At 39.8% G+C, this 14,856-nt stretch carries 16 protein-coding genes; 2 read left to right on the top strand and 14 right to left on the bottom strand.

Translation table 11 applies throughout. The features are described from left to right. Positions 1 to 193: 193 nt before the first annotated feature. Positions 194 to 682: a GyrI-like domain-containing protein gene (locus tag ACC612_RS01820; protein ID WP_371852761.1), complete on the bottom strand. Its 489-nt coding sequence runs from the start codon at positions 680 to 682 to the stop codon at positions 194 to 196. Positions 683 to 910: 228 nt separating this feature from the next. On the opposite strand from ACC612_RS01820, the gene ACC612_RS01815 reads away from it, so the two are divergent. Together ACC612_RS01815 and ACC612_RS01810 are read left to right on the top strand one after the other, a co-directional pair. Further along, on the top strand, positions 911 to 1,930 hold the full coding sequence (locus tag ACC612_RS01815) for a phosphatase PAP2 family protein (RefSeq protein WP_371852760.1): 1,020 nt from the start codon (positions 911 to 913) through the stop codon (positions 1,928 to 1,930). A gap of 322 nt (positions 1,931 to 2,252) precedes the next feature. Beyond that, on the top strand, positions 2,253 to 3,416 hold the full coding sequence (locus ACC612_RS01810; RefSeq protein WP_371852759.1) for a hypothetical protein: 1,164 nt from the start codon (positions 2,253 to 2,255) through the stop codon (positions 3,414 to 3,416). Between the two features lie 128 nt (positions 3,417 to 3,544). On the opposite strand, the gene ACC612_RS01805 is transcribed toward ACC612_RS01810, so the two are convergent. The 13 genes from ACC612_RS01805 to ACC612_RS01745 all read right to left on the bottom strand — a co-directional run bounded on the left by ACC612_RS01805 (position 3,545) and on the right by ACC612_RS01745 (position 14,829). Then, positions 3,545 to 4,753: an aspartate aminotransferase family protein gene (locus ACC612_RS01805; protein ID WP_371852758.1), complete on the bottom strand. Its 1,209-nt coding sequence runs from the start codon at positions 4,751 to 4,753 to the stop codon at positions 3,545 to 3,547. A gap of 330 nt (positions 4,754 to 5,083) precedes the next feature. Next, positions 5,084 to 5,689: a hypothetical protein gene (locus tag ACC612_RS01800; protein ID WP_371852757.1), complete on the bottom strand. Its 606-nt coding sequence runs from the start codon at positions 5,687 to 5,689 to the stop codon at positions 5,084 to 5,086. A gap of 10 nt (positions 5,690 to 5,699) precedes the next feature. Beyond that, positions 5,700 to 6,326: a hypothetical protein gene (locus ACC612_RS01795; protein WP_371852756.1), complete on the bottom strand. Its 627-nt coding sequence runs from the start codon at positions 6,324 to 6,326 to the stop codon at positions 5,700 to 5,702. A gap of 123 nt (positions 6,327 to 6,449) precedes the next feature. Then, positions 6,450 to 6,848 (bottom strand): hypothetical protein, encoded by a 399-nt coding sequence (locus ACC612_RS01790; RefSeq protein WP_371852755.1) that lies wholly within the window; start codon positions 6,846 to 6,848, stop codon positions 6,450 to 6,452. A gap of 11 nt (positions 6,849 to 6,859) precedes the next feature. Next, positions 6,860 to 7,486 (bottom strand): chemotaxis protein CheC, encoded by a 627-nt coding sequence (locus ACC612_RS01785; protein WP_371852754.1) that lies wholly within the window; start codon positions 7,484 to 7,486, stop codon positions 6,860 to 6,862. 23 nt (positions 7,487 to 7,509) lie between these two features. Next, positions 7,510 to 8,511 carry a DUF3795 domain-containing protein gene (locus ACC612_RS01780; protein WP_371852753.1) on the bottom strand — a complete coding sequence of 334 codons (1,002 nt, stop codon included), beginning with the start codon at positions 8,509 to 8,511 and terminating at the stop codon, positions 7,510 to 7,512. 51 nt (positions 8,512 to 8,562) lie between these two features. Next, entirely contained in the window at positions 8,563 to 9,036 is a 474-nt protein-coding gene (locus ACC612_RS01775) for a chemotaxis protein CheD (protein WP_371852752.1), read from the bottom strand. 23 nt (positions 9,037 to 9,059) lie between these two features. Beyond that, positions 9,060 to 9,677, bottom strand: coding sequence for a chemotaxis protein CheC (locus ACC612_RS01770; protein WP_371852751.1), 618 nt, complete (start codon positions 9,675 to 9,677; stop codon positions 9,060 to 9,062). A 32-nt stretch (positions 9,678 to 9,709) separates the two neighbouring features. Beyond that, the gene (locus tag ACC612_RS01765) at positions 9,710 to 10,531 is read right to left on the bottom strand and encodes a protein-glutamate O-methyltransferase CheR (protein WP_371852750.1); all 822 of its coding nucleotides are present in this window, start codon (positions 10,529 to 10,531) and stop codon (positions 9,710 to 9,712) included. Positions 10,532 to 10,612: 81 nt separating this feature from the next. After that, positions 10,613 to 11,227 carry a chemotaxis protein CheC gene (locus ACC612_RS01760; RefSeq protein WP_371852749.1) on the bottom strand — a complete coding sequence of 205 codons (615 nt, stop codon included), beginning with the start codon at positions 11,225 to 11,227 and terminating at the stop codon, positions 10,613 to 10,615. A gap of 19 nt (positions 11,228 to 11,246) precedes the next feature. After that, positions 11,247 to 13,334: a chemotaxis protein CheW gene (locus ACC612_RS01755; RefSeq protein WP_371852748.1), complete on the bottom strand. Its 2,088-nt coding sequence runs from the start codon at positions 13,332 to 13,334 to the stop codon at positions 11,247 to 11,249. Positions 13,335 to 13,375: 41 nt separating this feature from the next. After that, positions 13,376 to 14,470 (bottom strand): chemotaxis response regulator protein-glutamate methylesterase, encoded by a 1,095-nt coding sequence (locus tag ACC612_RS01750; protein WP_371852747.1) that lies wholly within the window; start codon positions 14,468 to 14,470, stop codon positions 13,376 to 13,378. A gap of 2 nt (positions 14,471 to 14,472) precedes the next feature. Further along, a complete protein-coding gene (locus tag ACC612_RS01745; protein ID WP_321418032.1) occupies positions 14,473 to 14,829 on the bottom strand; it encodes a response regulator in 357 nt (118 codons plus the stop codon). Between the last annotated feature and the right edge of the window lie 27 nt (positions 14,830 to 14,856).

Here is a 14,856-nt window from a genome sequence, read left to right as displayed (position 1 = left end):
TTTTTATCCATGGAGGAGCAAAATTTATGCTATTTATAGCTACCGCCCCCCCCAAAAAAAAGAGAATAGCAGTATCAAAGAAAAAAGGAATAGGTTTTTAAATCAAAATCCTAATTTGAGATTCTCTATTTCCTAAAAAATAATGTATCTATACCTTCAAGTTTCCGACTATTAAATGGTTCTGAAGCTCTAATCACTTTACTGGCATACATATATCCAGAATATGATGTTTATCCGGATGTTCTTCAGGAGAGTTTAAATATATCTCATAACTTGCCCGGGACATATCCATTTCAAGGTTATTTTGTATCACCCAGTCAACGACCTTTTCCCATGCAGGACCGTATTCTTCTGGTCCTGCCAATTCTGTACGCATTACTGCATACTTTCCTCCAGGAAGCTTTTTCTTCTGAATTTCCCCTTCGACCTTAGTGTCATCTGCAATGGTCATGCAAACATCCAGCTTGAGTTCTTCCGCAGGTGTAACGCATGGATCATCATAATATGCAGACATCAAAACAGTATCTTTTCCCATCAATTGTTTCTGACCTGCCCAGCTACAGAGTTTATTAAATAGTTCTTCAAAGACCTTGACATTTCCCAGATAGTTGCCAATAAATGAAACATATGCTACATTTATTTCTTCTAATTCTTTTATCTCAGGTTCGCTTACAATTTCCAAACGTATCACCTATTTTATTTTCAAGCAGTTTTCTGTACTACTCAATATAAAAGCCCATAGCAAGTTGAGTGAAAGTGTTAAACCCATTAACTGACAAAAAATCACATACAAAAAGTAACCAATTAGTATTTGTGGCACATAAACAACAGAATCTTGTAAATTTGAAACAAACAGAAAAAAGAAATATGATTGAAATATGAATAGTAAGCGTTTCTGGAAGCTATACAAATGTTCCAAACTGAACTCCTGGTTTATCTTCAATCTCTTGGTACCCAATGGTTTACATTGCTCATGATTCTGATTACCAAAATGGGATCTTCAAGAGTCATAGTTGCCATAATAGTGATAGCGATTTTTGGTGTTGATTTTAAAAAAGGTTTTCTTCTGCTGCAGTTATTGTTGTGGACAGGCCTGGTTACTGAGCTTCTAAAGGTATTAGTTGCATTTCCAAGACCTGATTTTGTAGATAGCAGGATCGTAAATCTGGAATTTGGAACAAAAAATTCATCATCTTTCATTGGTAATGGAGAAAAAGGCTTTTTCGAACTTCCGGACAAACAGATTCTTAAAGCGTTTCGCCTTGAAGAAACTTTAACCCCCTTTTCTTTTGGGTTTCCTTCCGGCCATGTGGCGCTTACTACTGCGCTATGGGGAGGATGCTCAATAATATTCAAAAGCAGGATGCTTAAAATAATGACCCCTTTTGCAATAACGATTATAGCTTTTTCAAGGATATATCTAGGGAGGCATTTCATAGGAGATGTATTAGGAGGGTCTATAGTAGGATTAATTTTATTAATAGTATTTTCTTACTTTCTTAAAAGTTCCCTTAAAGATCATTTTTTCAAAATAGAGAATTTTGAGCTTGTTTTCAGACCCAAAAATTTGCTATTTTACTCATTTATGTTCGTCATTCCTATTTGTTTCATGGCTTTGTCCTTGATAAGTACCGATGCGGCAGGATTTGTGCTTGGAACTAATGTTGCATACCTCCTGATAATACGAAAAGGAATTCCGGATAACACCGGAAATACAAAACAAAGAGCCATAAGAGCATCTATTGCACTCTTACTACTCGGATTATCCAGTCTTGTTCTTGATCTTTGGTTTAACACAGCAGTAACAACCAATTCTCTCCAATTTACATTAATGGGATTGCTCAAAACTTTCATTCCTGCATGTACAATCTGGATTTCTGTAGTTGTTTGCAGAAAGCTTGAACTCTATGGAAAAGACAAAGTCTTATAATCTTCTTTGTGAGTTCCAAGTGTGATATAGCTTTGAGTTGATGTGGAGAGGAAGCAGGAGATTGTAAAGATATTAGGAGAAAGAGAGTATGTGAGGGATTTCCCTCTATTTGATGGCATGTCATGCAATTCAAGTGACTATTTATCAGGCAGTTTCAAGGACTTTGCTCCAGTCATCAGACAAACGCTCTGTCTGATGCAATACTAATTGAATGGCTTCTTCCTGTTTGTCAGATCTGCATTCAATAGAAGTCTCTAAATATATAAGTCAAGTAAAATAACGATTAATTGGAACACTGCCAGTGGGTGAGAAAGTGGATAACATGATAATTGAAAAAGAAGCTAAAAACAAAAAACTTGAGGAAATTATCACCACCGAAAAAGACAGGCTGCTAAATTTCATTAAGGAAAGAAACGATTACATTAAGAACTTACCTGAAGTCGAAAAAAGGGCGTTTATCTCATCAATAGAGAAGATAAAAGAAGGCAAAGACAAGATCGAAAGATTACTATTAAAGAAAGGCACAAATAAAGGTCTTGATGACCTTCTTTTCTCTTTTGAAGACCTACCTCTGTTCGGTAAAGAGTACTGGTTCATGAAATTCACGTCAAACAACGGTTCCAGATCACAGTTTTTCCTCATGTTCGGCAGGTCTGCAGGCGATATAGAGGTCAATGGAAAATATATAGAGAACAGCCGGGTAACAGATGACAGAACTGAAGGATATTGTGTTTCCTGGGTATATGATGAAATGCAGAGAAAGATCACAGATCATCTGGGAATTATTGAAGTAAAAGACGATAAAGTTACCTGTTCTACTGAAGATATCAAAGCAAACTTCTATGGATCATTTCCAAAATACACACTTGATATCTCAAATGGTGAAAAGAAGATCTGCTGCCTGGATATCAAAGAGCCTCTGGACAATAATTACAGCTCTGAGTTATCGGAAAATTTCAAGGGCCTGTTTGGGTACAGACTGGCTAATCTGTACTTTGATTTTGAGGGAACTTTATTCGACAAGAACTTCTGCGGAAAATGCTACGTCCAGAAAGTGATCGTTATTGGTCCCTTCATTCCCTGGAAATGGTCAAGAATAGTTTTCAGGAACGGATCGATCCTGACTTATTACATACCAAACATCGAGTTTGTAGGCCTTGAGTACAATATATACAATTCCATGGAATTCTATGATGCTGATACAAAGATCCTGCACAGGTTCAAAAGATCAAGAGTGCAGGAGTATCCTGCTGAAAAAAGCGACAAAAGATGGGTTATCACCGCTGAAGATAATAGGGTATTTGTTGTTACAAAGAGCTATTGCAAAGAAGGATTTGATTTCACCCACAACTTCAACTTCAGATATATAGAAAACCTTGTAGAAGTCGTAGATCTGAAGATAGAGACCGATGACAAGGTCATAACTTTACAGGAAACCGGCAGTGGGCTAGGCATGGTGGAAGACACATCAGGATTTGTAATATAATATCTTGTTCCAGAGTTCCCGATATTTTTGGTTGAGGCTCCCCTATAGAAAACGTGGGTACAGAAATACTTCTGCAATCACGCTGATCCTTTATTTCGGCCTTAATTTATTCCTTTATTATCTCCCCGTTAGCTACCACCATTTATTACTTTTTTAATAGCATCCTCAATGATCAGTAACCCTTTCTCTAATTCTTCCTTTTTGATGTTCAATGCGGGGAAGATCCTTATTCCATTACCCTGCGTTTGAGTGAGAAGCAGCCCTTTTGCCAAGCATTCATTTTTGACCTGCGTAGCAATTTCTTCACTCTGGAATTCAACCAGCATAAGCAATCCTTTTCCCCTTATCTCAACAATTACATTTCCATAGAGCTGCTGCCACGGACTCATCAGATCCAGAGCAAAGCATCCCATCTCTTTGACATTTTCGGAAATATTGCTATCAATAAGATGCTTGATCACTCCATAAGCAACAGAACACCCAAGAGGATTACCACAGTATGTTCCACCGTGATCACCAATCTCAAGTTTCTTTGCAACATCCTCGGACATTGCAAAAGCACCGAATGGGAAACCACCGGCAATTCCCTTTGCCATGGTCATGAAATCTGCCTTTACACCACAAGAGCTTGTAATGAAAACCGGACCTGTCCTAAAAAACCCTGTCTGGATTTCATCTACGATCAACAGGCTGCCATTTTTCTTACACAGATCTTCCACCCCTTTAAGGTACCCATCGGAAGGTATGCGAACTCCGCCTTCTCCCTGAATGGGTTCAATGATAACTGCTGCAACGTTCTTGTCCATTGAATTATTCAGTGACTCAAGATCATCATAGGGTACAAAACGATAATTCGGCATAAGAGGGTTATACCTATCCCTATGCTTAGCCTGTCCTGTGGCCGATGTTGTGCTTATCGTACGTCCATGGAAACTCTTGTGGGTAGAAATGATTTCAGGCCTGCCTGTTACCTTCCTGGCTAATTTGATTGCAGCATCATTTGCTTCAGCTCCGCTATTTGTGAAAAACACTCTTGTAAGACCAGAAGGCAGAATTCCTGCCAGCAAGGACAGTAAACGGGCACGTGCCGGGGAATATGTAAGACCCGAATTAGGATTTTGGATTATTTTTCTCCCCTGTTCCATCAGGGCATCAATAATAACAGGATGGGCATGTCCTATACATGTTACTCCCCAGCCTGATGTGAAATCAATATACATCTTTCCTTCTTCGTCCCATACAAAAACTCCATCTCCCTTTTCAATGGAGATTTTCTGTTTAACAAAGAAAGGTGCTAAATATTTGTCTTCTATTTCGAATGTATCCTTGCTTGACATTATGGATCATTTCCTTTGCAGATACCAAATGATTTTGGGAACAGTACTGTGGAAATTACCTGTTCCGAAAGCCTGTTGAGAACCGCTATGTTCAGTAAAATAGTTTTCTTCATATTTATAACACCATTTATCCCTGAAAAAGCGTATTTTACCTCAAACTTCTATTTAGAAGCCTGGAATCATTGCATAAATGATTAAAAAGCTTACCATCGGAAAATATTTGATGGTAAGTACTTAAGAAATCGGATATCGAAGTTATAAAAAGATGTTTCTATTGCTGCTTAAATAAGAAAGCCATTTCAAAAAAAGAAATTCTTGAAGCAGTTTCCATCAGGCCTGCACGTAGAGCACGTACAGGCATGAGTTTTCCCGCATCTCCATGAAACCCTGGGTTTCAGAGATTCCGGCTTTTTCAAGGAGCACCTTCTTCCAGGATTCAGGAGGCAATGCGATCTTACCAGTATATGCTTTTGCTGCTATCTGTGCATACTGCAATGGCTTGCCGCCTATCTTAATTCTCTTTGCAACCTCGTTACGGTAAGTCTGATGCATCATACATGCACTGTGGGCAGCAGAAGGCTGTATAGTATGGTTATAGTGGTCAGTAGCCTCCATATGCACAGGATTGAAATTACCAAGACGTTTGATGTATTCTCTTATAGCTTTTGCAAACGGACATACCTTTGTAACAAAACCGTTGGCACTGATCTGTTTGATATTTTCAAAAGATGAAAGCACAGACTCTCCATTTACCACTGCATTAGCAAAATCCTCCCAGTTATCGTATTCTTCTTCAGGAACAGATTTTGCAAGAGATTTTGCCTGGCCTACGATATAATTTGTGAAACCTTCGACACCCTGCTTATCGGAGATATCCTCAAAGAACAGGAAAACGGACACATCAACAAAAGGATTAGACTCTATAGTTTCTGCCATTTGATTCACCTTAATCCGCGATTTCCTCACCAGCAGATTTACCCTTCACGATCAATGCAAACACACATGAAGCACTTCTAAGAATGCTTTTAATATGCCTTTCATCTACATTGATTCGGGTTAGATTTTCCTGCAACATCTTCACATCTCCCATACGTCCTTTGTTTGCAAGATGCAGGCACTCAAGAGGTTGCTTTGCAACAGTTATATTATTAGCAGCAATTTCTCTAAAACGCTGGTGAGTGATGCAATAGTTAGAAACTGCCGAATCACGGATACGATTATTGTAACTATCAGCCACGTCTTCATCTGAGTCGGGTATCGGCCCAATTTTCTGGATGAACCTTATCATGGTATGAGCCATAGGACATGTCTTCAGTGCATACACATACCCAATCACATCTCCATCCTTATCTGTGATAGCAAGATCAGTAAGCACATTTACTTCACCTTCTATAGTAAGGGATGTTCTGCCTTCTTTCATAGCTACGTTGAAAGCTGGCCAGCCTACATATGCCTCTTTCCCCATTCTTTCTGCGTAACTTTCTCCGACACGGAGCCAGTATTCCACTACACCCTCAGTGCCCGCCTTGCTGACCATGTCGTCAACAAGTGAGTATAATGCTATGTCCATCATGATCAATGCCCTCTGATTACATTCCTGAAGTATTACATTTTTTAAATCTTGTAAAGATTCATTTTTATAATTACTATACGCAATATTATAATTTATACAAATATATATTTATGGGTGGGAGGTTTACAAAATACGCTTCCATTTGAATTGCGGATCTTGAGGATATACTGTCTCGGTAGTATCATTATCCTGTTCGATCAACTCAAATGCTTCCTCTACTGAAGATACTTCAAGTGTAAAATTGTCTTCTTCTGACAGATTGTATTCTAGGAATAAAGTATATTCATGTGACCAGAACAAAGTTACATGTTCTACATTATTTTGGATATTCTCAGAACCCGGACAAACACATGACCAGGATGCAACAGCTAAAGGATACTTAACGCTGGTATCAAGCTGTGAAATGTTTGACTGCTTAGAGCCCTTATCTTCACATCTTTGCATTTTCCTCAATAATTCAGGCCAGGGTTCAGACTCTGTATTTTCAGAACGCTTTAAATGCCAAGTCCATTTATTCCCCATTGTATCCCTCATCATACATTCACTAATTTGTCAATGAAACTTAGCAATGAATTTAAAGAATCATCATTCAGAAAAAGGAACATATCTCCATAGAGAGTGCAATTGCCCTGAGAACCGCACAAACCCTGTACCTGAAACATCGTTTCGATGTTCAGCACATCTACAGATGCTTCGTTTAGTCTTATTTCAATTTCTTTAAACACCTTTTCTGCAGTTCCCAATACAATAGAAGGAGTAGAATGTAATACTTCAACCCCAAGAAATTCGTACATGCTCTTAAGATAAGAACCTGCCAGGATATTCCCTATCTCATTCAGGGCAGATTCATACATTTCTGGGTCATCCTCATGTGTATTATTGCTCACCAAAAAAGAACTGAGGGTAGCAGCACTACTGAAATCAAAAAGCAACATCATTGTGCCGGTTAAGTCTCTTTTCAAGTCCATCACTACAGCTGCCAAAGTCATAGAAGACGGAACCATTGCAGACATTGATCTGATATCAGTTATCTGTGCATTAGAGAGGTTCAGCTGCACTTTGCTGTTTAAAATATTTGAAAGAGCTGTAGTGGCATTGCCCATACCAATGCTCCCTATTTCCTGAAGAGCATCTGACTGAAAATTTGAAAGCTTTGCCATGAGAGAAACTCCTATATAAGGATCTAATCCACAGCTTCTTTCTCAAGGAAGAAACGCTTGCCTGCATAAAAGCGAATGAACTCTTCCTTTCCACCTTTTACCAGCTTTATACTGTTATCAGACTCTTCGGCAATATTAACAAAAAGCCCTTCAAATCTGCTTAGTATCTCCTTTGTATGAGCAACGTTATTTACAAGGCCGACAAGCACTATCTCTTTGGATGCAAAGCTCTCCACCATCTTTGATACAAAAGTATAGGTAAAGTCTTCTCCTTGTGTTAGCAGCATATCAGAGAGAGGTTCAAATATCAGGGCACAACCTGCTGGAAGCTTGCTTGTCAGATCAAAGAAACTATCAAGTTCATTCTTAGGTAATACGATGATACCATCGTTTTCCATTAGTGTCTCCTCAATAGAGGATAACTCGATGAATTTCATAGCTCCGATATCTACCAGTTCCCCAAGTTGGTTCTTGTATATAGATGTACGAGGCTCAGTGGAGACTAGCACAACGTTCATAGTTTCCCCATAAAAGCGCAGACACATTTCTATTACGGAATCTTCATAGCGTGTGCGGGGAGTGTACTCTATCAATGTTGACCGTTCCAATAATTTTGAAATGTTTTCCGTGTTATTAGATACGTATTTCTCTGATTTTGGCTCTGGTTTTCTGAAAACCATTCCTTCAATGAGAAAATTACCCAAATTCTGGCGGGGGATGGTCTTAAAAGCCTTGAACATCAAAAAGCCAGCTGCTGCAAAAATACTTGTGTACACAGCACTCCAGAAGCCAAGAAACAATAATATTGTATCAACAACACTTTGATCAGCAGCTCCAACTGCAAATGAAGGAAAGATCGCAGTAGTTATCAGGAATATTGCTGTCAGAGCAAGAAGAAGCCAGGCAATAGAACCTTTTTTTGTGTCCTGATATACCTTTATCCAGAAATAGATAGCAGCCATTCCTCCCAGAAGAGAAATGGATATGAACAATATATGCAGAATCGTGAGATTGGGACTAAGCATCTTTACCTCCCGAACAATATATATCTTCGTGTAAATATAAATATTTAACTATCAAATTTGACTCTCCCCTTTCGTTGCACTTCTAATATAGTAAATTCCTGTATCGGTATCCAGCACTACGGTGCGCCCGTAATTCTTTCCAGTATCCTCAGCTATTATTGGTACTTTCATTTCTTCCAGTACAATTTTTGTGGCATGGATATTCCTTTCACCAATGTTCAGGTTTGTATCACTGTTAAAAGAGAACATCTTTGCCCCACCTGCTATTTTGGCTACCATTCTTCTGCGTGAAGCACCAGCATGTATCATTTCTTCAATAAGAAAGGGAATACCACTATCTGCAAATTTGGCACGATTATCCTTAAAACGTGCATTTTCAATGGTAGGGAGCATTATATGCACCAATCCACCTATTTTGGTGACTGGATCATAAATGGCAATGCCTATACAAGATCCCAGACCCAGCGTTGTTAATTTTTCCGGGCTGCGAGTCACAGCATAGTCAGCCATTCCTACTACTATCATAGTATCAGTCGATAAATGAAAGATTAATGAAACATAGCATCTACATGCCCCAGAATTAATTCAAGGGATAAAGGATCGAACAATGTGAGGATTTTTCCATCCATGCCATTGCCTTTGAGCATGAACAGAGTATCCAGAATGATAGCGTGTTCAACTTCCTGGCTCATCTGAATAAGTATATTGTCCATTATGGCACCTATCATATCGTATGTATGATATGGTGCAGACGCAAAAACATCCACTTTCAGAAAGTCTGAAAACGCAGTCATGTAAGTGCTGCCCAAAATATGGCCAACTTCTGATATGAGGGACTCATTCATCGGATTGGTTATATCTGGATTTTCTTCCTGAGTTATAGTTGTACAAATAAGCTGTGCACTTTCCAGTGGCAAAAGCATAACCATGTACCCATTTATGCCACCGGACAATTTCATAAGAACTCCCGAAACCAGCTTATCAGCACCCCCGGAATATTCTGCCACTTCCTCGATCTTGGCAACTCTCAGGTTTGGAGTCATAATTTTTACTTCACTGCCAAGCATAGTCGCAAGAGAAGTGACTGCATGACCAATCCCTATATTGCTTATTTCTTTTAAAGCACTATAATGGAAGTCGGTAAGTTTGGAAACATCATAAACCATAAGACCATCTCTTTCGTTGAGCCACTGAATATTTATTTTTGATATATCCTTTCTCTTGGATTGAATGCTTTGAACAGATCTTTTGAAGGACCAATCAAAGTTTCAGTCTTTCCCATTACAAAAAAGCCACCTTTGTTGAGACCATTATAGAAATCCATATAGAGGTTCTCCTGAAGCTGCTTTTCAAAATAGATAGTGACATTACGGCAGAAAATTGCATCAAAACCCGTCAGTTTCTCTCCAGATATAAGATCGTTCTTGCGGAACTTAGCAATCTTCTTGATCTCCTCTTTCAAATGGTAATTATCACCGATTTTCTCAAAATACTTAATACGTATATCATTGGGAACTTCTTTCATTTCTACATCTGTATATATCGCTTCTTCGGCCCTTTTGATAATATCTTTATCAATATCTGTTCCGGTAATCTGGATATTATATTTGGAGAAATTATCGCCCAGTACCTTTTTTAGTAATATGGCAATGGAATATGCTTCAACACCGATGGAACAGCCTGCACTCCATATCCGTATATGCTTAAGCCCCGTACTCTTTGATTTGATGATAGCAGGCAGAACTTCTTTTTCCACGACTTCATAAGTTTCCGAGTTCCTGAAGAAGTTGGTCACATTCACAGTGAGTGTATCCATAAGATGTTGATATTCCTCTTTATGAGTGTTGAGATGCTGCACGTATTCCCCATAATTTTTGGAATTTGTGGACCTCATTCTTACATCAATTCTTCTTCTGAAATGTGCATCCTTATATTGCTCACAATTGAAGCCTAAATTCTTTTTAATGAGGCCTTTTAACCTCAAATACTCCTGATCATCAGATGACTCAAGTTTTAACATCTAACCAACTCCTTCAATTTGGATTCGATTTCACTGATTTGATAATATGACTTTTTTCAAACAGTACTGTATCTGAAACAATCATCCCATCATCTTTTTCATCACCGCGGCAAGAATTATGTCTGATGATCCGGGCTCGAAGAGCATATTGAATTCATTTTTGGAATTAGTTGAAGGCACATAACCTACTCCTTTGACAACAATGAACTGATCTGCAAGGGAGCCTATGGTTTGTTTGATATATTTTGCAACACCTTCCATGTCTACATAGACCTCTGGTTCACCAATTTGCAGGTTCACACCCAGAAACTCGTTGACCACTTTCATGTATGCGGCACACAGGCGAAGTCCCATTTCCCTGAGCTTCCTAATTTCATCCTCTTGAATAGCATTGGTAGTACCGATTGGTTTTTTCCGAAGCAGATCGACAAAAGAGAGAGCTGAGTATTTGGGAAGTAATATTAGCGTTCCGCCGTTAACGTCACCTGTGATTTTTAAGTGAATCGCTACAACGCTTTTCTGCTTAATGTCAGAGGCTTCATTCATTATTCTTTCAAGTGAATACATATCCACTTTTGGGATGTCTATCTTTACCTCACGATCAACCATCTTTGAAAGTGATGTCGCCAGGTGTCCCATTCCTATGTTGCCTGCTTCCTGAAAGGCACCTTTAGTAATTTCATCGAGTTCAGCCATGATCACATCTCCATAAATATCAAACTAATGTTCCTATATCAAGTATAAGACAGACTGTACCATCTCCAAGTATAGTTGCACCTGCAAAACCCTTCACACTGCGCAGCATTTTACTATCAAGAGATTTTATTATGACCTCCTGCTGCCCCAGAAGTTCATCAACTACAAAACCAAAGTGGTTCCCCATCTTCTCGACAACTACCACTATCAGGTTTTCTTTGTTATTTTCTTCAACATGACAATCAAGCAGAGAATCAAGCCTTAAAAGCGGTAAAACTTCTCCACGCAAGAGTATAACCTCTTGGCCTTCTATTGTCTTGATATCCTTCGCTTTTATGCCTACGTCCCTTACCACGTTGTTGAGCGGTATGGCGTACGTTTCACCTGCGGTCTTGATCATTAGTGATTGTATGATAGCAATAGTCAGAGGTAATTGCAAAGTAACAGTACTACCTTCTCCTACTATGGACTTTACAGATACGTTGCCGCCCAATGATTCAATTTTGGTCTTGACAACATCCATGCCAACACCACGGCCAGATACATCCGTTATAACAGTATTAGTACTAAATCCAGGGAGGAATATGAGGTTAAGTGCCTCTTCATCTGAGAGCTTGGCAGCTTCTTCCTTGCTCATGAGGTTCTTTCTTACAACAGCTTCACGTAACTTACCAGGATCCATACCCTTTCCGTCATCCTGCACTTCGATAAGTACAGTATTTCTCTGCCTTGAAGCTGCAAGACGTACAAGCCCTTCAGGAGACTTACCTGCTCGGGCACGGTCATCGGGTGATTCCAGCCCATGATCCACTGCATTTCGTAGCAGATGGACCAGTGGGTCTCCGATTTCATCCAGAACTGTCCTGTCAAGCTCTATTTCCTTACCTTCTATCACAAGGTTGATCTGTTTGCCTTCAGATTTTGCCAGATCCCGTATCATTCTCGGGAAACGGCTAAAGATCTGGTCGATTGGAACCATCCTTGATTCCATTACCTCTGTTTGAATCTCATTGGTAAGCCTGTCAAGTGTACCGAGAGCTTCTTCCAGGTCTTTGGATTTTATACCGGTCGCAAGCTGGTTTAGTCTGATCTTATTAATGATCAGTTCTCCTACCAGATTCATGAGATTATCAAGTCTCTCAATATTGACCCTGATGCTTTGCCCGGTCTTTACGGATTCATTTTTCTTTTGCTGTATTGTATTTTTATTTGCTGCATCCAATATCTTTTCATCTGAATGTTCAGCTGGATTGTTATCTATAGTTTCATCTCTGGAGAACAAAAGATTAATTTCCGCCTTAGTTACTTCTGAAATGTTCTCTACCTTCTGTTGGATGGATGCCATGCCTTCAGAAGTTGCAGCAATAACTATAAAACTAAAATCGAATTTTTCTTCTTCAAGTTCTTTTTGTGAAGGTTTCGTCTTAATTACTTTGCCAACCTTCTCAAGTGCCATGAGTACCATGCTCGAACGAGCTGCCTTAAGAACACATGATTGATCCAAAAAGACTTTTATGAAAAGGACTTCCTGACCATTTTCTCGTATGTGTTGAACTTCGGCCAGTTCCTCAGGACTGAGGTCAATCTCCTGTTTTATCACTTCTGTATGAGCTACTGTTTCTATAACATTTGTAGCTGCCACCGGAGCTTTGTTTGTAGCCTGCGGAGAAGGAGGGAGGTCTATTACTGCAGCTGTAGGTGTCGGTTTTGCCATTGCTGCAGGAGCAGTTGTTGGCGAAGCAATTACATTGTGGAGTTTGGATTGCAGTGTTGATACATCTACAGAATCTGGATTATCAATATTCTCAACAAGGACTTCTAAAGTATCCAGACATTCAAATTGTATCTCGATTATTTTCTCGGTAAGAGTGATCTGGGACTTTCTGATCATATCCATGATATTTTCCATCTCATGGGTGAGTTCAGCAATGGTGTTGAATCCCATAGTTGCAGCCATCCCTTTCAGGGTATGAGCAGAACGGAACATGTTATTGATGTATTCCATCTCATTAGGGTTCTGTTCCAGTCCCAGCAACGACTCATTCAGTTGCTGAAGATGCTCTTCAGATTCTACTTTAAATATCTCTTTGTATTCCGACATTTCCATAATTTACACCAGCCGCGACTTTCAACCATTGTTTGATATTTTTATATGATCTGCTGAATTGTTGCAGCTACCGTCTCAAGAGGTACTACACGATCTGCCAGTCCACGATCAACTATAGCCTTTGGCATACCATAAACTACACAAGATTTCTCATCCTCTGCTATGGATTTCCCTCCAGCTTTCTTTATTAGATCCACCCCTTCAGCACCGTCCATGCCCATGCCCGTCAGAATAACTGTAAGGATGTTGGCTCCATATATCGGAACTAATGATCTGAATAGCACATTCACGCAGGGTCTTACGCCCTGCTCCCTGGGACCTTTATTTAGCGAGATCACTTCGACTGTCTTTCCATCTATCATCTTCTGGACTACTTCCATGTGATAATCACCAGGTGCTATGAGTACAACACCTTCACGAATCAGATCACCATCTTTTGCTTCCCTTACTTCCAATTCAGACTGGGCATTAAGCCTTTGAGATAATGATGCAGTAAATCCTGCTGGCATATGCTGGACAACCAGCACGGCAGCCTTTAAATCATGAGGAAGCTTAGGAATTACCTTCTCCAGAGCTCTTGGTCCTCCAGTGGACGAACCTATCGCAAGTATTTTCTTCGTCATTACACGCCTTGGATTAGATTTTACGGGAGTAGATATTGCTTTTTCTCTTTCAGAAAATGTTTTCCTCTTTTCGGAACATACCACACAGTCTTCCATAAAATGGAGGTTCTTGAGTTGTGCCTTTGCAGCAGCCTTGACTTTCGTTCTGATCTCTTCCGCGATCTGTTCTATGTCACGACTTATAGTTCCGGAGGGTTTCTGAATGAAATCTACAGCTCCATATTCAAAAGCATTCAGAGTGAGTTCTGCTCCTTTCTCATCTGTAGCCGTTAGCATGATCACGGGCGTGGGGCATTCGCTCATTATATATCCAAGAGCATGAAGGCCGTCCAGCACAGGCATCTCGTGATCAAGTGTAACCACATCGGGTCTGAGCTGCTCGACTTTTTCCACGGCGACCTGGCCATTTCGGGCGGTATCGATAACCTTGATCTCCGGATCACTATTGAGTATATCCGAGATTATCTTCCGCATCAGGGCAGAATCGTCAACAACGAGTACACGGATGGTCATGTTCACATTACTTTCTTGACTACTTCGAGTACTTTCTTTGCATCAAAAGGCTTTACAATGAAGTCCTTAGCCCCTATTTTGAGAGCTTCAGTAACTACAGACTGCTGTCCTATGGAAGAGCACATCACTATTTTTGCATCAGGATTTGATGCCATGATATTTTTGAGTGCATCTATGCCTTCCATATTAGGCATGACTATATCCATGAAGACCAATTCCGGTTTAACCTGCGGATATTTTTTTACCGCATCCAGGCCATCTACGGCCTCGGCAACAACTTCATGTCCGTTCTTTGTAAGAATATCCTTGATGACCATGCGCATAAAAGCCGCGTCATCCACAATCATTACTTTTGCCATGTTCCCTCACCGATAGCTTACTATTTT

Origin of the sequence: Methanomethylovorans sp. (assembly GCF_041447285.1) — an archaeon.
Classification (GTDB): domain Archaea; phylum Halobacteriota; class Methanosarcinia; order Methanosarcinales; family Methanosarcinaceae; genus Methanomethylovorans.
Note: the sequence above shows the minus strand (reverse complement) of the source record. Positions and strands in the feature narration are given on the sequence as shown.